This is a genomic window from Pseudomonas sp. AC172, from assembly GCF_979258595.1.
In genome coordinates, this window is record NZ_OZ409868.1 from 5,517,477 (window position 1) to 5,536,812 (window position 19,336).

At 60.7% G+C, this 19,336-nt stretch carries 15 protein-coding genes; 13 read left to right on the plus strand and 2 right to left on the minus strand.

The features are described 5' to 3' along the window. The first annotated feature begins 20 nt into the window (after positions 1 to 20). From ACZ0A4_RS24945 to ACZ0A4_RS24965, 5 genes are read left to right on the plus strand one after another with little or no spacing between them, the layout of a single operon-like run. Positions 21 to 6,428 carry an Ig-like domain-containing protein gene (locus ACZ0A4_RS24945; RefSeq protein WP_463576700.1) on the plus strand — a complete coding sequence of 2,136 codons (6,408 nt, stop codon included), beginning with the start codon at positions 21 to 23 and terminating at the stop codon, positions 6,426 to 6,428. Between the two features lie 46 nt (positions 6,429 to 6,474). Next, positions 6,475 to 7,992, plus strand: a complete 1,518-nt coding sequence (locus ACZ0A4_RS24950) for a TolC family protein (RefSeq protein WP_463576701.1) — start codon at positions 6,475 to 6,477, stop codon at positions 7,990 to 7,992. Then, on the plus strand, positions 7,976 to 8,581 hold the full coding sequence (gene cysC / locus ACZ0A4_RS24955) for an adenylyl-sulfate kinase (RefSeq protein ID WP_463576702.1): 606 nt from the start codon (positions 7,976 to 7,978) through the stop codon (positions 8,579 to 8,581). The genes ACZ0A4_RS24950 and cysC overlap by 17 nt, the downstream gene beginning before the upstream one ends. Further along, the gene (locus ACZ0A4_RS24960; RefSeq protein WP_463577631.1) at positions 8,578 to 9,363 is read left to right on the plus strand and encodes an aspartyl/asparaginyl beta-hydroxylase domain-containing protein; all 786 of its coding nucleotides are present in this window, start codon (positions 8,578 to 8,580) and stop codon (positions 9,361 to 9,363) included. The genes cysC and ACZ0A4_RS24960 overlap by 4 nt, the downstream gene beginning before the upstream one ends. Next, positions 9,351 to 10,313, plus strand: a complete 963-nt coding sequence (locus ACZ0A4_RS24965) for a sulfotransferase family protein (protein ID WP_463576703.1) — start codon at positions 9,351 to 9,353, stop codon at positions 10,311 to 10,313. The genes ACZ0A4_RS24960 and ACZ0A4_RS24965 overlap by 13 nt, the downstream gene beginning before the upstream one ends. Here the strand turns inward: ACZ0A4_RS24965 and ACZ0A4_RS24970 are convergent. Both ACZ0A4_RS24970 and ACZ0A4_RS24975 read right to left on the minus strand, forming a co-directional pair. Further along, positions 10,308 to 11,066 carry a slipin family protein gene (locus ACZ0A4_RS24970; protein ID WP_007917711.1) on the minus strand — a complete coding sequence of 253 codons (759 nt, stop codon included), beginning with the start codon at positions 11,064 to 11,066 and terminating at the stop codon, positions 10,308 to 10,310. The genes ACZ0A4_RS24965 and ACZ0A4_RS24970 overlap by 6 nt on opposite strands. Before the next feature lie 2 nt (positions 11,067 to 11,068). Continuing rightward, positions 11,069 to 11,599, minus strand: a complete 531-nt coding sequence (locus ACZ0A4_RS24975; protein WP_463576704.1) for an NfeD family protein — start codon at positions 11,597 to 11,599, stop codon at positions 11,069 to 11,071. Between the two features lie 174 nt (positions 11,600 to 11,773). Between ACZ0A4_RS24975 and ACZ0A4_RS24980 the strand changes: the two genes are divergently transcribed. The 8 genes from ACZ0A4_RS24980 to ACZ0A4_RS25015 all read left to right on the plus strand — a co-directional run bounded on the left by ACZ0A4_RS24980 (position 11,774) and on the right by ACZ0A4_RS25015 (position 19,322). Beyond that, positions 11,774 to 12,235: an aminoacyl-tRNA deacylase gene (locus tag ACZ0A4_RS24980; protein WP_463576705.1), complete on the plus strand. Its 462-nt coding sequence runs from the start codon at positions 11,774 to 11,776 to the stop codon at positions 12,233 to 12,235. Between the two features lie 114 nt (positions 12,236 to 12,349). Then, on the plus strand, positions 12,350 to 12,595 hold the full coding sequence (locus ACZ0A4_RS24985) for a DUF2789 domain-containing protein (RefSeq protein WP_463576706.1): 246 nt from the start codon (positions 12,350 to 12,352) through the stop codon (positions 12,593 to 12,595). An 86-nt stretch (positions 12,596 to 12,681) separates the two neighbouring features. Continuing rightward, entirely contained in the window at positions 12,682 to 14,172 is a 1,491-nt protein-coding gene (locus ACZ0A4_RS24990; protein WP_463576707.1) for a Fic family protein, read from the plus strand. 117 nt (positions 14,173 to 14,289) lie between these two features. Next, positions 14,290 to 14,718 (plus strand): MarR family winged helix-turn-helix transcriptional regulator, encoded by a 429-nt coding sequence (locus ACZ0A4_RS24995; protein WP_463576708.1) that lies wholly within the window; start codon positions 14,290 to 14,292, stop codon positions 14,716 to 14,718. Then, on the plus strand, positions 14,715 to 16,778 hold the full coding sequence (locus ACZ0A4_RS25000; RefSeq protein ID WP_463576709.1) for an FUSC family protein: 2,064 nt from the start codon (positions 14,715 to 14,717) through the stop codon (positions 16,776 to 16,778). The genes ACZ0A4_RS24995 and ACZ0A4_RS25000 overlap by 4 nt, the downstream gene beginning before the upstream one ends. Then, on the plus strand, positions 16,775 to 16,984 hold the full coding sequence (locus ACZ0A4_RS25005; RefSeq protein WP_007917703.1) for a DUF1656 domain-containing protein: 210 nt from the start codon (positions 16,775 to 16,777) through the stop codon (positions 16,982 to 16,984). Before ACZ0A4_RS25000 ends, ACZ0A4_RS25005 begins: the two co-directional genes overlap by 4 nt. Then, entirely contained in the window at positions 16,981 to 17,883 is a 903-nt protein-coding gene (locus tag ACZ0A4_RS25010; protein WP_463576710.1) for an efflux RND transporter periplasmic adaptor subunit, read from the plus strand. The genes ACZ0A4_RS25005 and ACZ0A4_RS25010 overlap by 4 nt, the downstream gene beginning before the upstream one ends. Next, on the plus strand, positions 17,880 to 19,322 hold the full coding sequence (locus ACZ0A4_RS25015) for an efflux transporter outer membrane subunit (protein ID WP_463576711.1): 1,443 nt from the start codon (positions 17,880 to 17,882) through the stop codon (positions 19,320 to 19,322). Before ACZ0A4_RS25010 ends, ACZ0A4_RS25015 begins: the two co-directional genes overlap by 4 nt. Positions 19,323 to 19,336: the final 14 nt, after the last annotated feature.

Genomic DNA, 19,336 nt, shown 5'->3' on the forward strand with positions numbered 1-19,336 from the left:
TTCGAGTTCGGGTGAGCAACATGTGGTGGAGCATTTTTGGCGGTGCAAAAGTCAGGTCTCGGGTAACCGCAGGTCAGCGTTCGCTGGCCGCGCCGATGATCATGTCGCTGGAACCGCGCATGCTGTTCGACGGCGCGGTGGCCGCCACCGTGGCCGATACCGCTGCGCAAGCCGACAGCCATGCAGCCACCGCTGCCGATGCGGCCAAGGCGCCGGCAGCCGATCATCCCGTTGCGAGCAAAGACACCCACGGCCAGGCCGATGCCACGCCGGCCGCCGGCCCCGTCGCGGTGCCAGGCCAGAGTGTGGTGTTCGTCGATTCGCGGGTGAAGGATGCCGACAGCCTGCTGCAAGGGATTGCTCCTGGCACTCAAGTGGTGAAACTCGACGCGACCAAGGACGGTTTGCAGCAGATTGCCGACTTCCTTGATCAGCATCACGGCGTCAGCTCGGTGCAGATTATTGCCCACGGCAATGCCGGTGATTTGTGGCTGGGCAACAGTTATCTCTCGGTAGACAACGTCGCCCAGCGCAGCGCGGTTCTCGCGGAAATCGGCAAGGACATGAACGCCGGTGGCGACATCCTGATTTACGGCTGCTACACCGCTGAAGGCGATCGTGGCTTGAGTTTCGTCGATTCGCTGGCGCAGTTGACCGGACGTGATGTGGCCGCTTCGAACAATCGCACCGGTGTCGGCGGCGACTGGGATCTGGAGATCGCCACCGGCACCATCGAAAGCGCCAACGTGCTGTCGAGCAAAGCCATGAGCGAGTACCAGTGGGGCCTGGCCACCTGGACGGCGACCAATAACCTCAACTCGGGTGTCGGCTCGCTGCGCGCGGCGCTGGCTTCGGCGCAGAACGGCGATATCGTCACGTTCAGTTCCGGCATGACTATTCAGCTCACTTCGGAGCTGCTGATCAACAAGAGCCTCACCGTTGACGGCGACCTGAATAATGACGGCGTGGCTGACGTGACCCTCGATGGTCAGTACAAAACCCGCGTGGTGGAAGTCACCTCCGGCAGCACCGTGACCCTCGACGGCCTGGTGATCACCAAAGGTCTGGTCGCCGGCAACGGTGGTAATGGCGGCTCTGCGGCGGCGGGCGCCATGGGCGGCGGCATTTTCAACGCCGGCATTCTTACCCTGAACAACGTCACTGTGACTGCGAACGCTGCTTCCGGCGGTGGTGGTGGCGGTGGTGTGACCGGCGGTTATGTCGGCGGTGGCGGTGGCGGCGGTGCGGGTATCGGTGGCCAGACCGGTGGCCATGGCGGTACTTCTGGCCCGGGCACCGGCACTTATGCCGGGGGGGCGGGCGGTGCCAATGCCGGCGGCTATGGCGGTGGTTACAGCCCGACCGACATGGGCGGCCGGGGTGGCACCAGTACTGGTGGCGTGGGCGGCAATGGCGGCAGCGCCGGTGCCGGTTACAGTCATGGCGGCAATGGTGGTTCGGCGAGCAATGGCAGCCTGTCGATTGGCGGCGGAGGTGGCGGTTCCGGTTGGGACAAAGTCGGCGGCGTCGGCGGCAATGCGGCCGGCGGTATCTACAACGCTGCGAGCGGCACCCTGAAAGTCATCGGCACCTCGGTCATCAGCAACAACATTGCTGCCGGCGGCGGTGGTGGGGGTGGCGGTGGTGTCGGCAGCAATGGTGCCGATGGCGGTGCCGGCGGTCGCGGCGTCGGGGCGATCTGGAACAACGGCGGTGTGGTGCTGATCACCGCGAGCAACTTCGCCGCGATCAGCGGCAACGGCGCCGCTAGCGGTGCCGGTGGTCTTTCCAACGGTGGTTCGACCGGCACAACGCCGAGCGCACTGGTGGGGATCTACAACAACGGCGGTACGCTCAACACCGCTTACGTGGAGCCGCCGACCGCCACCATCGTGGTCGCCGACACCGCGCTGAATATTGGCGAAACCTCGCTGGTGACCATCACCTTCAGTCGCGCAGTAAACGGTTTTACCAACGCCGACCTGACCATTGCCAACGGCACGCTGACCAGTGTTTCCAGCGCCGACGGCGGAATCACCTGGACGGCGACCTTCACGCCGACCAACAACATCACCGACACCACTAACCTCATCACCCTCGACAACACCGGGGTGACGGCAGTCTCCGACAGCGTGGCAGGCGTCGGCACCACCAACTCGAACAATTACGCGATCGATACCCAGCGCCCGACTGCGACCATCGCCATGGCCGACACCGCGCTGAAAATCGGTGACACCTCACTGGTGACCATCACTTTCAGTGAAGCGGTGAGCGGTTTCACCAACGCCGACCTGACGATTGCCAACGGTACGCTGACCAATGTCTCCAGTGCTGACGGCGGCATTACCTGGACGGCGACCTTCACGCCGACCAGCAGCATCAATGACGCGACCAACCTGATCACCCTTAGCAACAGCGGTGTCGCGGATCTGGCCGGCAACGCCGGCAGCGGCACCACCGATTCAGCCAATTACGCCATCGACACCGTGCGTCCGACGGCCACCATCGTGGTTGCGGACAACGCGCTGAATCTCAGCGAGACGTCCTTGGTAACCATCACTTTCAGCGAAGCCGTGAGCGGTTTCACCAACGCCGACCTGACGATTGCCAACGGTACGCTGACCAATGTCTCCAGCGCTGATGGCGGCATTACCTGGACGGCAACCTTTACGCCGAACAGCAACATCACCGACGCGACCAACCTGATTACCCTGAACAACACCGGGGTCGCGGATCTGGCCGGCAACACTGGTACCGGCACCACCGATTCCAACAACTATGCGATCGATACGCTACGGCCGACGGCAACCATCGTGGTCGCCGACACTGCGCTGAAAATCGGCGAAACCTCGTTGGTAACCATCACCTTCAGCGAGGCGGTCAGCGGTTTCACCAACGCCGATCTGAGCATTGCCAATGGTACGCTGAGCGCAGTCAGCAGCGCGGATGGCGGCATCACCTGGACGGCGACTTTCACACCGACCAGCAGCATTACCGACGCCACCAACCTGATCACCCTGAATAACAGCGGGGTCGCCGATCTTTCGGGCAACACCGGCACCGGCACCACTGATTCCAACAATTACGCGGTCGACACCGTGCGGCCGACCGCCACTGTGGTGTTCGCGCAAAACACGTTGAAAATCGGCGATACCTCGCTGGTGACCATCACCTTCAGCGAAGCGGTGAGCGGTTTCACCAACGCCGACCTGACCATCGCCAACGGCAGCCTGACGGCGGTCAGCAGTGCGGACGGCGGGATTACCTGGACGGCGACGTTTACGCCGAGCGCGAACATCACCGATGCCACCAATCTGGTGACGCTGGACAACACCGGCGTGGCCGACCTGGCTGGCAACGCTGGCAGCGGCACCACCGATTCGAACAACTACAGCATCGACACCCAGCGTCCGACCGCGACCATCGTCATGGCCGATCCTGCCCTTAGCGCCGGTGAAACTTCGCTGGTGACGATTACCTTCAGCGAGGCGGTCAGCGGTTTCACCAACGCCGATCTGGTCGTGCCCAACGGCACGCTCACGGCGGTCAGCAGCGCGGACGGCGGCATCACCTGGACGGCGACGTTCACACCCACCGTCGGGGTCAACGACAGCAGCAACATCATCACCCTGGCCAACACCGGGATCGCTGACCTGGCCGGCAACGCCGGCACGGGCACGACCAACTCCGGCAACTTCACCATCAACACCGTGGCTCCGACCGCCACCATCGTCGTTGCGGACAACAGCCTGACCATCGGCGAAACGTCGCTGGTGACCATCACCTTCAGCGAAGCGGTGACCGGTTTCAATAACGCCGACCTGACGATTGCCAACGGTACGCTGACGGCGGTGAGCAGCAGCGATGGCGGTATCACCTGGACAGCGACTTTCACCCCGACCAGCAACATCACTGACGCGAGCAACCTGATCACCCTCGACAACAGTGGTGTGCAAAACGCTTCCGGCAACGCTGGCAATGGCACCACCAATTCGAACAACTACGCCATCGATACCCAGCGCCCAACCGCGACCATTGCACTCGCCGATTCGGCATTGGGCGTCGGCCAGACCACCACCGTGACCATCACCTTCAGCGAGGCCGTCAGCGGTTTGACCCTGGCCGACCTGACCGTGGCCAACGGCACGCTCTCCGGGCTGAGCACCTCGGACAACATCACCTACACGGCGACGTTTACGCCGTCGGCGAGCGTCACCGACACCAGCAACATCATCACCCTGGACAACACCGGCATCGCCGACATCGCGGGCAACACCGGCAGCGGCACCACCGACTCGGCCAACTACGTCATCGACAGCCAGCGTCCGACTGCCACCATCGTCATCAGTGACACCGAGCTGCGTCCCGGTGAAACCGCGCTCGTCACCATCACCTTCTCCGAGGCGGTCAGCGGCTTCGACAACAGCGACCTGAGCGTCGCCAACGGCACGCTGAGCAATGTCTCGTCGAGCGACGGCGGCATCACTTGGACAGCGACGTTCACGCCGACCATCGGCGTCAGCGATGCCACTAACCTGATCGTGCTGAATAACAGTGGCATCAGCGATCTGGCTGGCAATGCGGGCATCGGCATCACCAACTCGGCCAACTATGCGGTGCAGACCGAAGTGCCGACCGCGACCATCGTCGTCGCGGATACCGCGCTCAAGGCCGGCGAAACCTCGGCGGTGACCATCACCTTCAGCGAGGCCGTCAGCGGTTTCACCAATGCGGACCTGACCATTGCGAATGGCACCCTAAGTAACGTCACCTCCAGTGACGGAGGCATCACCTGGACGGCGACATTCACCCCGAACGCCAACATCACCGACACCAGCAACCTGATCACCCTCGATAACAGTGGGGTAGCCAACGCTTCCGGCAACAGTGGCGTCGGCACCACCGATTCGAACAATTTCGCCATCGACACGGCGTTGCCGACCGCAACCATTGTGGTCGCCGACAATCGTCTGGGCATTGGTGAAACCACCACGGTGACCATCACCTTCAGTGAGCCGGTCAGTGGTTTCGATCTGTCGGACATCAGCGTCGCCAACGGCACACTGGCGAACCTGACCAGCAGCGACGGCGGCATCACCTGGACCGCCACGCTGACGCCGACGGCGAACGTCAATGACACCACCAACCTGATCATCGTCGACACCGCCGGCGTTCAGGATCTGGCCGGCAACCTGGGCGCCAGCATCGCCATTTCCAACAATTACGCGCTGGATGCGACGCGGCCTACCGTGGACATCGTGGTCGCCAATCCGCACTTGGGTATCGGCCAGACCACCACGGTGACCTTCACTTTCAGCGAGGCGGTGAGCAATTTTGACTTGTCCGACCTGAGCGTGACCAACGGTGATCTGAGCAACCTCAGCAGCAGTGATGGCGGCAAGACCTGGACCGCGACGTTCACGCCGACCGCCAATGTTACCGACCCAAGCAACTTCATTGCGCTGGACACCAGCAACGTCACTGATCTGGCGGGCAACGTCGGCAGCACGGTGGCGGTGTCGAACAACTATGCGCTGGACAGTGAGCGCCCGACGGCCACGGTGGTCATCGGCACTCCGAATCTGGGCATCGGCCAGACCTCGCAGGTGACCATCACCTTCAATGAGGCGGTCAGTGGTTTTGATCTGGCGGACATCAATGTCGGCAACGGCAGCCTGTCCAACCTGAGCAGCAGCGACGGCGGCAAAACCTGGACCGCGACCCTGACGCCGAATGCCAACGTCAACAGCGCCAGCAATGCCATCAGCGTCAACAGTGCCGGGGTCAGTGATCTGTCAAGCAACAGCGGCAGCGGTGTCAGCAGCTCCAACAATTACGCGATCAACACCGTGCCGCCGCTCGTTCCTCCCACTACGTCAACCAGTGTGGTGATTCCCGACCCACTGATTCGCAGCAGCGATCCGGTGGTGCCAGCACCGCCACCGAGCTTGCCGCTGCAACCGATCATCTTCACTTCGCCCACTGGCGATCTCGGCTCACCGCTGACTTTTGCACCGCTGTTCGAGCAGCGGGTGATCGGCAACGGCATTCGCCCGCTGGGCGATATTTTCATGAACCACGGCGCCTTGAGCCCAAGCTTCATCGCTCAGGTATTCGGTAGCAGCGACAACGCGGGTGACGGCTCCGGCCACGGCTTCCTCGGCTTTGGCGGTGGTGACGGTGGCGTGTTCGGCAGCAGCACGCTGGCGAACCTGTTCAATCAGGACAGCGCCGCCGAGCGCGATTCGCTGAACGCGTTCGGCAGTCACTCACTCAAGGCCGGCGATATTTCCCAGGGCCTGCGCGGCGTGTTTGGCGCGCCGACACTCGGGCAGCAACTGCAAGAACTCAAGGACAACGAACAGCACCGGGTCGACAACCTGGCGGCAGCACTGCAACAGGTCGGTATCAGCGAAATATCGGCTTGAACCAACCATTACTCAACACTGTGCGGGACCTAGGGGCAATCCAGGGATGAAGAAAAGTCAGAAGTTGTTCGGCGCCAGCCTGCTGGCGCTGGCGATCAGCGGATGTGCAGTGACCAGTGAACCGATTGAACGCAGCGTCAGTGAACAGCGCGCCAAGACCGACCTGCAAAGCATGTACAAGGATCAGGAGCCGCTGCGCGGTCCGTTGACCCTGCACCAGGCCATGGCCCGCGCCGTGAAATATAATCTCGAAGGCCGCTTGAAGATCATGGAGGAAGCACTGGCCAAGCGACAGCTCGACCTCGCCAGTTTCGACATGCTGCCGCGCATGGCGCTGGACGCCGGTTACGTCGGACGCAACAACGTCAACGCCTCCAGCAGCCAGAGCGTGCGCACCGGCACCCAGTCTCTGGAGCCGTCGACTTCGCAGGATCGTGATCGCGAAGTTGCCGACCTGACCATGGTCTGGAACGTCCTCGACTTCGGCGTCAGCTATATCAGCGCCAAGCAGCAGGGCGATCAGCGTCTGATCGTCCAGGAACGGCGCCGCAAAGTGATCAACACCATCGTTCAGGACGTGCGCTCGGCCTATTGGCGGGCGATGGCCGCTGAACGTCTGCTCAAGCAGATCGATAGCCTGATGGCGCGGGTACAGACCGCTCGCGACAACAGCCAGACCCTGAGCGATCAACGCATTGGTGATCCGGTGCAATCGCTCGGTTACCAGCGCTCGTTGATCGAAGCGACCCGGCAACTGGAAGAACAGCGCCGTGCCTTGTCGCTGGCGAAAACCGAACTGGCGACGCTGATCAACTTGCCGCTGGGCACCAATCTGACCTTGGCCACCGATGACGGTTATCAGATTCCCGAGCTCAAGGTCGATCTGGCCAAACTCGAACAGGAAGCCCTGACCAGTCGCCCGGAACTGCGTGAACAGGATTACCAGACGCGCATCAGCGCCGCCGAAACCCGCAAGGCCATGTTGCGCTTGCTGCCAGGCCTTGAGTTTTCTGCTGGCGGCCACTACGACAGCAACTCTTTCCTCGTCGAACAAGGCTGGGCCGACTATGGCGTCAAGGTCACCTGGAACCTGTTCAATGTGATCTCCGCACCGGCGGCGATCAATGTCGCCAAGGCTGGCGAAGAAGTCGCCACTGCACGCCGTCAGGCGATGTCGATCGCAGTGCTCGCGCAGTTGTATGTGGCGAATGCCAACTATCAAGAAGCCATGCGTCAGTTCAAGACCAATCAACAACTGTCGGACATCGACGGGCAAATCGTCGGTCAATTGCGCAACCGCCATCAGGCAGCCGGGATTGGTGAGCTGGAGCTTATTCAAGGCGAGCTGAACAACCTGCAAGCAGACTTGCGCCGCGATCTGTCGTACGCCGATTTACGCAATGCCTACGGCCAGATCTTCGCCAGCGCCGGCCTCGATCCGTTGCCGGATCAGGTGCAGTCGACCGAAGTGCAGTCAATCGCCACCGCGCTGGCCAATCGCGAGTCGGCGTGGGCGTCGGGGGATATTTCGGTGCCGGTGGTGGCGCATGCCCCAGCGCAGTGATGTGCTGGCGCCCGCCGCCAGTATCAGCCGCACGCAACGCGAGACTCGCAATGGTCATCGGGGTGCGGCGATTCTGCTGACCGGTTTACCGGCGGCAGGCAAATCGACATTGGCGCAAGCGCTGCAGGCCACACTGTTCGGGTGTGGCCGGCAAAGTATGGTGCTCGATGGCGACAGTTTGCGGATCGGGCTCAACCGGGATTTGGGCTTCAGCGATGCCGATCGCCAGGAAAACATTCGCCGCGCCAGCGAACTGGCGGCGCTGCTGGTGGACAACGGACAGGTCGTGATTCTGGCGATGATTGCGCCGCTGGCCGAGCTGCGTGAGGTGTTTGCACAGCGCTTGGGTGACGACTATCGCGAGGTCTGGTGCAGCGCGTCACTGGCGGTGTGCGAGCAGCGTGATCCGAAGGGGCATTACGCCCGCGCCCGACGCGGCGACCTGCCCGGGTTTACCGGCATTTCCGCGCCCTATGAGCCACCGGCGCAGCCGTCATTGGTGCTCGACACCGGCGTGCAATCGGTCGACGCCTGTCTCGATCGTCTGCTGACCTGGCTCGGCGAATGTTCGGTGTTGCCCAAGGCATGAGCCGCCCGGCGTATTCGCGATTGCCGGTAACGGTGGATTTGCCTTTGCTGCTGCAGGCACTGGCAGCGATTGCCGACGACGCCTGGCGAAGCCATTTCAATACAGATTATTTTTCCGGCGACTGGAGCGGTGTGGCGCTCATTTCGGCGGTCGATGCGCTGACCGAGCTGTCCCCCGGGCGCGGTGAGCCGGTGCACCGTGGCCCTTGGCTGAGTGATGAGCGCTGGCCACAAGGGCTGCAAAATCTTTCCCTGGACATCGTCAGCGCGCGACTGCTGCGCCTGGGGCCTGGTGGACGAATTCACCCGCATCGCGATTACGACCTTGATGGCCCGCAGGCCGATCGGCGTTTGCACATTCCGTTGCTCAGTCCGCCGAACGTCGATTTCTGTCTCGACGGGCAGCGCATGCCCATGCAGGCCGGCGAATGCTGGTTTCTTGATCTCGCTCGTCCACATCGTGTGGATAACCGCGATACATCGGCGCGGGTTCATCTGGTGCTCGATTGCCGGCCCGGTGCGTGGCTTGAGCAGATGATCAGCGCAGGAGTGGGCAGCACACCGGAACCGGGGGCGGTGGATACGCCGTTGCAGCGCTTTCAGAGGCTGGTGGCTGAAGATGCTTCGCTGTCTCTGGCCTTGCGTACGCTGCACGATCCAGACGTTTTCATCAATCGAGCGCTGGAATTGGGCGTTGAGCATGGTTTGTCGTTCTCTTACGAGCAATTGCGTGCAGCGATGCGCGACGGCCGTCGACAATGGAACGAACAATGGAGCGGGTGAATTTCGACGGCTGGTTGCCGATTCGTGTCTGGCTGGTTGATGGGCAGTGGCAGGTGGACTGGTGCTGGTTCGATGACACGCCGCTGCATCAGCCGTTTTTTCGCGACGCGGTCGAAGATGCATTACGATTGCCGTTCAATCAGGCGTTCCGGCGCCAGACACCGCTGACAGCGCTGAGCGAATGGCGAGCGCAGAGCCCCGGGCTTGCACCGAGCGCATTTGTGCTGCACGCCTCGCGCTGCGGTTCGACGCTGATCAGCCAGATGCTCGCCCGACTCGACGATCACATCGTTGTGTCCGAGCCACCGCCGCTAGACGCCTTGTTACGCAGTGATTTACCCGCCGGCGAACGCCGGGCCGCCATCATCGGATTGCTCTCGGCCTATGGGCAGCCCCGGCGCGGTGTGGAAAAACGCCTGGTGATCAAACTCGACGCCTGGAATATCGGTGAATGGCCGCTATTACAGAATTGTTTCGCGGATACGCCTTGGCTGTTTCTCTATCGAGATCCGCTGGAAATTGCCGTTTCTCATCTGCGCCGGCCCGGGATGCACATGGTGCCGGGGATGTTGGGCGAGTGTGTGCTGGAGGATGGTTTGCCGTTCGAAGGGCGCGAAGACTTCATCGCCCGACGCTTGGGGCGATTGTTGGCGGCGGGGGTGGTGCATTGCCGTGACTCGGGTGGTTTACCGGTCAATTACAGCGAGTTGCCCGAGGCGATGGCGGGGCGGTTGGCCAGGTTTTTCCGCTTGAACGATGAACAGTGCAAGCAGGTCTTCGCCGCGACCATGCAGCATGCGAAACAGCCCTCGCAAGCTTTCATTGCCGACGGCGAAGACAAACGCCGCGAAGCTTCGGCACTGTTGCGAATGCACGTACGGAATTACACCCGAGCGCCCTACGAGGCGTTGGAAAAACTTCGTCTGAGCGCCACAGGGTTTGCTTCATGACTTGCCGGACAAATCCGCCATGCCCTTGAGCAATTCGATCGGTAACGGAAAGACAATCGTCGAACTCTTGTCCCCGGCAATCGAACTCAAGGTCTGCATATAGCGCAACTGCATCGCCCCGGGCTGGCGGCCGAGCATTTCTGCCGCCTGCATGAGTTTTTCCGAGGCTTGCAGTTCGCCTTCGGCGTGAATCACCTTGGCCCGCCGCTCGCGCTCGGCTTCTGCCTGTTTGGCGATGGCGCGGACCATCGACTCGTTGAGGTCGACATGCTTGATCTCGACGTTGGCGACCTTGATGCCCCAGGCGTCGGTCTGCGCGTCGAGTACCTGCTGGATGTCGATATTCAACTGCTCGCGTTCGGCCAACAGTTCATCCAGTTCGTGCTTGCCGAGCACCGCACGCAGGGTGGTTTGCGCCAGTTGGCTGGTGGCAGAAAGATAATCCTCGACCTGAATAATCGCCTTCTGCGGATCCAGTACGCGGAAATACAGCACGGCGTTGACCTTCACCGAGACGTTGTCGCGGGTGATCACGTCCTGCGGCGGCACGTCGAGCACCACCGTGCGCAGGTCGACCCGGACCATTTGCTGGACCACCGGGATCAGCAGGATCAGACCGGGGCCTTTGACCTGCCAAAAGCGTCCGAGCTGGAACACCACACCGCGTTCGTATTCGCGCAAGATGCGAAACGTCGAGCCGGCCAGGGCAATCACCAACAGCAGCAGCGCAACAAAACCGATTTGCAGACCCATGATCACTCTCCGAGCGGCGCCGCGTCAGTCGCGGCCACTTGCAGCAACAATCCCTTGCGCCCCACCACGCGCACTGATTGCCCGGTGTGCAGCGGTGTCGCGCTGAGCACTTGCCAGCGCTCACCTTGCAGTTGCACCCAGCCGTTACTCGCATCGCCCGGTTGCACCGTGGTGATCGCGGTCACACTGCCGAGCAGGCCGGCGTCGCCACTGACGGCGTGGCGCGGACGAGTTTTCAGGGCGCGGATCAGCAGTCCGATCAACAGCAGGGCGCTGATCAGACCGAGGCCGATCATCAGCGGCACCGGTAGTTCGGCGTTGCTGAGGATCAGCGCGCCGATGACGAACATGATGATCCCGCCCAAACCGATCACCCCATAGTTGGGCAGCGCGGCTTCGGCGATCAGAAAGACGACGCCCAAGGTGATCATCCACAAACCCACCGGACTCATTGCCGGCAACAGGGTGTCGGCAGCCAGGGCTGATCCGCTGATCAGCAGGAGCAAGGCAAACGCACAACATCGACTGTTCACGTGACCCTCCGCGAGCGTCATGTCTGGTTCTTACAGTCTAGTTGAGGGTTGCGCTGGCTGAATGTTGATCAATGTGCGGATGTGTCCAGTGGGCGGATTTACCGGCAACAGCACGCCGTCGAACTAGACTCAAAGACACGGCAACCACCGTTCAGCGCAACATCGAGGTGCATCATGCGTATGGCAAAAAAAGTCCAGAGCAGCCTGAAGCGCGCGCACTGCGAATACGACATCGTCGCCCACCGACACTCGTCCAGCAGCCTGGAAACCGCACGGGTCGCCGGGGTACCCGCCGAGCGCGTGGCCAAATCGATCATCCTCGACGACCACCACGGCCATTACCTGATGGCCGTGCTGCCGGCCAGTCGTCATCTGGACCTGAGCAAGGTACGCACCAGCGGCGAATGGCAATTGACCCGCGAAAGCAATCTGGCGCACATCTTTGATGACTGCGAACGCGGTGCGGTGCCGCCATTGGGTGATTCCTACGGGCTGGATATGGTCATCGACCCGTTGCTGACGCGTCAGAAGGATATCTACCTGGAGGCGGGCAACCACAATTACCTGCTGCACATGAGCATGCCGGAGTTTCTGAAAATGGTGCCGCATGCCGAGGTGCGGGAGTTGAGTGATTAGGTTTTGTGGCGCCGGCACTGACGCCTTCGCGAGCAGGTTGATCGCATTCCCCTGTGGGAGCGAGCCTGCTCGCGAATAATCTTCCAAACACCCCATTTTTGAAGGAGCTCAGCAATGGAGCAACCAACCCATAGCCTCCCATCCCTGTTCAAACAACTCGGCCTGGACAACGACCCGACCAGCATCGACCAATTCATTGCTACCCATTCCCCGCTCAAACCCGACCTGCATATGGCTGATGCGTTTTTCTGGACGAAGAGCCAAGCGGAGTTTTTACGGGACGAGATTCTGGATGACGCCGACTGGGCGGAGGTGGTGGATCAGTTGGATGTCTTGTTGCGAAAGGGCAGAAGTGTGTAAAAAAAATTGTAGGAAAAGGCTGAAATGTAAAAAAAACATGCGCGATGTAAAAAAAACTGGGCTTTAATCGTCGCAGTGAATTTTTTATGTGGACGATGACGATGCCAACTGTTGGATATGCCCACCTGCGTGATGCGCTGAAGCTTAATGCATTTGCCCCCAAGCGCATTGCGATGATCAAACCGGTTACCCGGATTACCTTGATCGGTGAGTGTCTAGCGGTTCCAAACGGCGTCGCGCCGGCACAGGGTTCGACACTTGAGCACATCTTGTTTGCTCTGAAGCATGAGGGAATAAACCTGTGCATTCTTGCTCAGGCGCTTGAAACCGTTGAAGCGGACGAGTTGCTAGGTGAGTTGAGCCGATCACCTAACGGGGTATTTATCCGCAAGGCCTGTTTTCTTTGGGAAAGTTTCACGGGCAAACAGCTGGAATATTCCGTACCGGTTCGGGGCAACGTTGTCGCTTTGTTTGATCCCAAGCGTTATGTCACCGGGCCTGCAATTCGAAATAGTCGTTGGCGGGTAGATTTTAACGGGTTGGGGTCAATGCGTTACTGCGCCACAGTCGAGCGTACGACGGAGCTGCAGGCGCTGCTTGATCTGGACATCCTTGGTCGAGCCCAGGCTTTTATGGCGACGTTGCCGCCGGAAATGATGGATCGGGCAATCAATTGGGCCTATCTGCATGAGACCCGCGATTCTTTCGCCATTGAGAAAGAAGAGCCCAACGAAGAAAAGTCGCGCCGTTTTGTTCGGCTTCTCCGCCAAGCCCATGAGCGAACAGAGTTGAGCGAAGACTATTTGGTCGAGTTGCAGAACAGTACGGTTTCCAATCCTTTCGATAAAGCTGTGCTTTTCCGTCATGAACAGAACCATTTACACAACGGCTTGAGAGGCGCAGCTGGCGTCAGCTATGTCCCGCCTCCACCGCAATTGTGCAGGGAGTTGATGGACGAGTTGATGAGTTTTGCCAATCACTCAGCCAAGCAGGTTGATCCGTTGATAGCTGCAGCGGTTGTGGCTTTCGGGTTTGTCTTTCTTCACCCGTTCATGGATGGCAATGGTCGACTTTCACGTTTCCTGATTCACCAGACGCTTTGCCATTCTGGCGCTCTAAAAAATGGTTTGTTGTTACCGGTTTCGGTAGCGATGAAACACGAAGAGTCTGGCTATCTCGAAGCGTTAAAGGAGTTCTCGAAACCCACAAGAGAGTTCTGGAATGTCACTTGGCTGGACGCTGATCAGATGGCTTTCGATTTTATTGGGCACGACTCAATCTATCGATTCTGGGACGGGACTCAATGTGCAGAATTTACCTTGCAGATGGCCTTGCGAGCATTGGAAGTGGAGCTGCGCGAGGAGACCGAGTTTCTTGAAAAATACGACTACGTCATCAAAGAGGTGAATGGGCGTTTTGACGTACGGGGGAGCGACCTCTCGAAACTGGTAATGATGTGTCTGGACAACGGTGACAAAGTTTCAAAGCATCGACGTAAGCAGTTCCAGTTCAGCGTGCCGGAGGAGGTTTTCGATTTCATTGAGCAGATAGCGGGTGATTTCGATTCGGTAGGCTAACCCTGAACAGGCAATTTGTTTCAAAACTTGACTGAAATTCCCCTCCAATGCGATATTGATAGTTAGCAAACTAACAGTGTGCATTTCCCCGTGCCGAACGATCTCGACGCTCTCCAGATGAACATCAGCAGTGCCATGGTGGTGGCCGCCAGGCATTGGCGGAAGATCTGCCAGACCACGCTGGTCAACTATGGAATCTCCGAAGCCTGCGCCGTGCCGCTGTTGATGATCGGCCGTTTGGGCGAGGGTGTGCGGCAGGTGCAAGTGGCGCAGGCGTCCGGGATGGAGAGTCCGTCGCTGGTGCGTCTGCTCGATCAGCTGTGCCATTCCGGTTACGTCTGCCGCACCGAAGATGCTCAGGATCGCCGCGCCAAGTGCCTGAGCCTGACCGACACCGGACGTGAACTGGTGCAAGCGGTCGAGATCGAACTGGTGCGCTTGCGTCATGAGGTGCTCGAAGGCATCGATCAAAGCGATCTGGAAGCTACGCTTCGGGTACTCAGAGCTTTTGAGGCGGCCAATCCGCCTGTGGTGGTCAATTCTTGAACGGTTTTTTCTCCGGCATTCCGCCGGCCCGCGACTGGTTCTACGGGATCCGGACTTTTGCAGCGTCGATGATCGCGCTGTACATCGCCTTGCTCATGCAAATGCCGCGTCCGTATTGGGCGATGGCCACGGTTTACATCGTCTCCAGCCCGTTTCTCGGGCCGACCAGTTCCAAGGCGTTATACCGCGCAATCGGTACCTTTCTCGGCGCGGCGGCGGCGGTTTTTTTCGTGCCGATGTTCGTCCAGAGCCCGTATGTGCTGGTGGTGGTCATCGCGCTGTGGACGGGGATTTTGCTGTTCATGTCCCTGCATCTGCGCACGGCCAACAGCTACGCGCTGATGCTCGCCGGTTACACCTTGCCGCTGATTGCCTTGCCGGTGGTGGATAACCCGCTGGCGGTGTGGGACGTGGCGGAAGCGCGTACAGAGGAAATTTTTCTCGGCATCGCCGTCGCTGCCGTGGTCGGTGCGATGTTCTGGCCGCGACGCTTGGCGCCGGTGTTCAACGATGCCGTGAGCAAGTGGTTCGCCGACGCGACCACCTACAGCCTGAAATTCCTCAGTCGCGACGTGCAGCCCGAAGAAGTCACCGCGCTGCGCATGGCCATGGTCGCCAACTTCAACAGCCTCGAATTGATGATCGGCCAGTTGCCGCACGAAGGCTCGCGACCGCAAACCGTGCGCAACACCAAAGAATTACGTGGACGAATGATTCATCTGCTGCCGGTGATTGATGCGCTGGAAGATTCGCTCTATGCCCTCGAACGGCGTACGCCAGAGCTGGTGGATAAATTCGAACCACTGCTCGTCGCGACCCGCGAATGGCTGGGCCACCAAGACGCCGATCTCGACCGCTGGCAAGCACTGAAAGATCAGCTCGAAGCCCTGCAACCGAGCGTCGAGGCGCTTGAGGATCGCAGGCAATTGCTGTTCTCCAACTCGATTTACCGCCTCGGTGAATTCATCGATCTGTGGCAGGACTGCCGCAGCCTGCAGGACGCAATTCTCTGCGAGCGCCAGGACAGCTGGCGCGCGGTGTATCGCCATTGGCGTTTGGGTCGGCTGACACCGTTTATCGACCGTGGCTTGATGCTCTATTCGGTGGCCTCGACGATTCTGGCGATCATCACCGCCTCGGTGTTGTGGATTCTGCTCGGCTGGCCGGACGGCGGCAGTGCGGTGATTCTGGCGGCGGTGGCGTGCAGCTTCTTCGCTTCGATGGACGACCCGGCGCCGCAGATCTACCGGTTCTTCTTCTGGACCGGGATGTCGGTGCTGTTCGCCAGCCTTTACCTGTTTTTGATTCTGCCCAACCTGCACGATTTCCCGATGCTGGTGCTGGCGTTCTCGATTCCGTTCATCTGCGTCGGCACGCTGACGGTGCAGCCGCGTTTCTACCTCGGCATGCTGCTGACGCTGGTCAACACCTCGTCGTTCATCAGCATTCAGGGCGCTTACGACGCGGACTTTTTTGCCTTCGTGAACTCCAACCTGGCGGGGCCGATCGGTCTGCTGTTCGCCTTTATCTGGACGCTGGTGGCGCGCCCGTTCGGTGCAGAACTGGCGGCCAAGCGCCTGACCCGTTTCAGCTGGAAAGACATCGTCCACATGACCGAGCCGGCCAACCTCGCCGAACACCGGCAGTTGGGTGTGCAGTTGCTCGATCGACTGATGCAACACTTGCCGCGTCTGGCGCTGACTGGCCAGGACACCGGCATTGCCATGCGTGAAGTGCGCGTCGGCCTGAACCTGCTCGATTTGCTCGCCTATACCCCACGGGTAACGGGCGCGCCGAACGTGTTGTTGCAGCAAGTGGTCAGTGAAGTCGGCGAGTATTTCCGTGCCTGCCTCAAGGCCGGTGAACGCTTGCCGGCGCCAGCCCCGTTGCTGATGACCCTGGATCGCACCCGCCGCGCACTCAATGGCCACGGTGACGATGAAACCCGGCTAAACCTGTTGCACGCCTTGAGCGGTTTGCGTCTGGCGTTGTTGCCCGGCGTCGAATTCGTCTCCAGCGCCGAGCCCGAAGAACCGCTGCCCGATGGAGCGCCCCTATGATCGGTGATCTGGACATCAGCGGCATTTTCCTGCCGACTCTGCTGGTGTTGATGGGCATCACTTATGTGCTGTTTTTGCTGGTGCATGCCGTGCTCACGCGCGTGCACTTTTACCGTCTGGTCTGGCACCGGGCATTGTTCAACGTGGCCCTCTACGCGGTACTGCTGTACGGCGTGGACTCACTCAGTCGATACCTGATGACATGAAAAAACCGTTTTTGACCATCGGTCGCGTGGTACTGACCCTGCTGATCGTGACTTTTGCCGTTGTCCTCGTCTGGCGCATGGTGATGTATTACATGTTCGCGCCGTGGACCCGCGACGGCCACATTCGCGCCGACATCATCCAGATCGCCCCGGACGTGTCCGGTTTGATTCAGCAGGTTGAAGTGAAGGACAACCAGTTGATCAAGCGCGGCCAGGTGTTGTTCAGCATCGACCAGGATCGTTTCAAACTTGCCCTGCGTCAGGCCAAAGCGGCTGTCGCCGATCGCGAAGAAACCCTGGCTCAAGCCCAGCGTGAAGCCAAGCGTAACCGTGGCCTCGGTAATCTGGTGCCGGCTGAGCAACTGGAAGAAAGCCAGTCGAAGGTCGCTCGCGCGCAATCAGCACTGGCCGAAGCCATGGTCACCGTGGACAGCGCGCAGCTCAACCTCGACCGCTCGATAATCCGCAGCCCGGTGGACGGTTACGTCAACGACCGCGCGCCGCGTCCACAGGAGTTCGTCACCGCTGGGCGTCCGGTGCTGTCGGTAGTCGACAGCAACTCGTTCCACATCGACGGCTATTTCGAAGAGACCAAACTTGACGGTATTCATGTCGGCCAGTCGGTGGATATTCGTGTGATCGGTGACCGCGCCAAGCTGCGCGGGCATGTCGAAAGCATCGTCGCCGGTATCGAAGACCGCGACCGCACCAGCGGCAGCAACCTGCTGCCGAACGTCAACCCGGCGTTCAGCTGGGTGCGGTTGGCGCAGCGGATTCCGGTGCGGATTGCTTTTGACGATGTGCCGGAAGATTTCCGCATGATCGCCGGGCGCACTGCCACGGTATCCATTATCGATGACGCAAAAGTCGACGATAAAAAGCAGGAGCCCGCGCAATGAGCAGGGCGCTGATGATCGCCGGGTTGGGCGTGATGCTGTCGGCTTGTCAGATGGTCGGGCCGGATTATCACGTGCCTGAGGAGGCAGCGGTTCAACGCAAGGATTTTCAGGGCGAGCTGGCGGTGGCAGGTAAGCCGGTGGTCTCGGCGCCGGTGCCGGCGGATTGGTGGCGGCTGTATAGAGACCCGCGCCTCGATCAACTGGTGCAGCAGGCCATGGCCTCCAACACCGATCTGCGCGTAGCCGCCGCCAACTTGCAGCGCGCCCGCGCTCAGGTCGATGAGGCCGAGGCCGCTGGCGGCTGGAGCGCCGGGGTGAAAATGGGTGCTCAGCGTTTGCAGGAATCCGGACAGGCATTCCTGTTGCCAGAGAAGGTGCCAGTGGCCAACGTCGGCGATATCGGCATCAGCGCCTCATACCAATTCGACCTGTGGGGAACGTTGCAACGCGGCATCGAAGGCGCCAAGGCCAATGCCGACGCGACACAAGCCGCCGCTGATACCGCGCGCATCACGTTGGTGGCGGACGTTGTGCGTGCCTATACGCAAGTCTGCGCGGCCAACGAAGAGCGCGAAATCGCCCAGCATTCCCTCGACCTGCAATCGCAAGGCACCACGCTGATTCAGCGTCTGCGCGATGCCGGGCGTGGCGACGAAACCCAGGTCACCCGTTCGCAAACCCAATTCAAATCCCTGCGCGCCGATATGCCGCGCTATGAAGCGGCGCGTCAGGCCGGATTGTTCCGCCTGTCGATGCTGCTGGCGAAACCAGTCGATCAATTGCCAGCCGGGACGGCGACTTGCGCCGAACTGCCGAAAATCGCCCAACTGGTGCCGGTTGGTGATGGTGCCGCACTGCTCAAACGGCGTCCGGATATCCGTCAGGCTGAACGACGTCTGGCCGCTGCGACCGCCGGCATCGGCGTCGCCACTGGCGAGCTGTACCCGGACATCAGCATCGGCGCGACCATTGGCACCGTCGGCATCATCGATGACCTTGGTGATCCGTCGACCAACCGCTGGGGTTTCGGCCCGTCGCTGAGCTGGAAGGTGCCGACCAACGGCGCGCGCGCGCGCATCCGTGAAGCTGAAGCGACGACTCAAGGTGCGCTCGCGCACTTCGACGGCGTGGTGCTCAACGCCCTTCGCGAAACCCAGACTGGCCTCGCTCAGTACACCGCACTACTTCAGCGGCGCGACGCACTGGCCGATGCCGAGCAATCGGCGAAACTGGCTGCCGACCAGACCCACCGCTTCTTCCAGGCCGGCCGCGAGTCATTCCTCGCCGACCTGCAAGCAACCCGCACCTACACCGACGTCACCGCGCAACTGGCCGCCGCCAATACTCAAGTTGCGATGAGTCAGATCGATTTGTTCCTCGCCCTCGGCGGCGGTTGGGAAAGCGGACGAACGCACGCACCAAGCCCCAGCAAACCCTGAGGCCGTTGCTATGC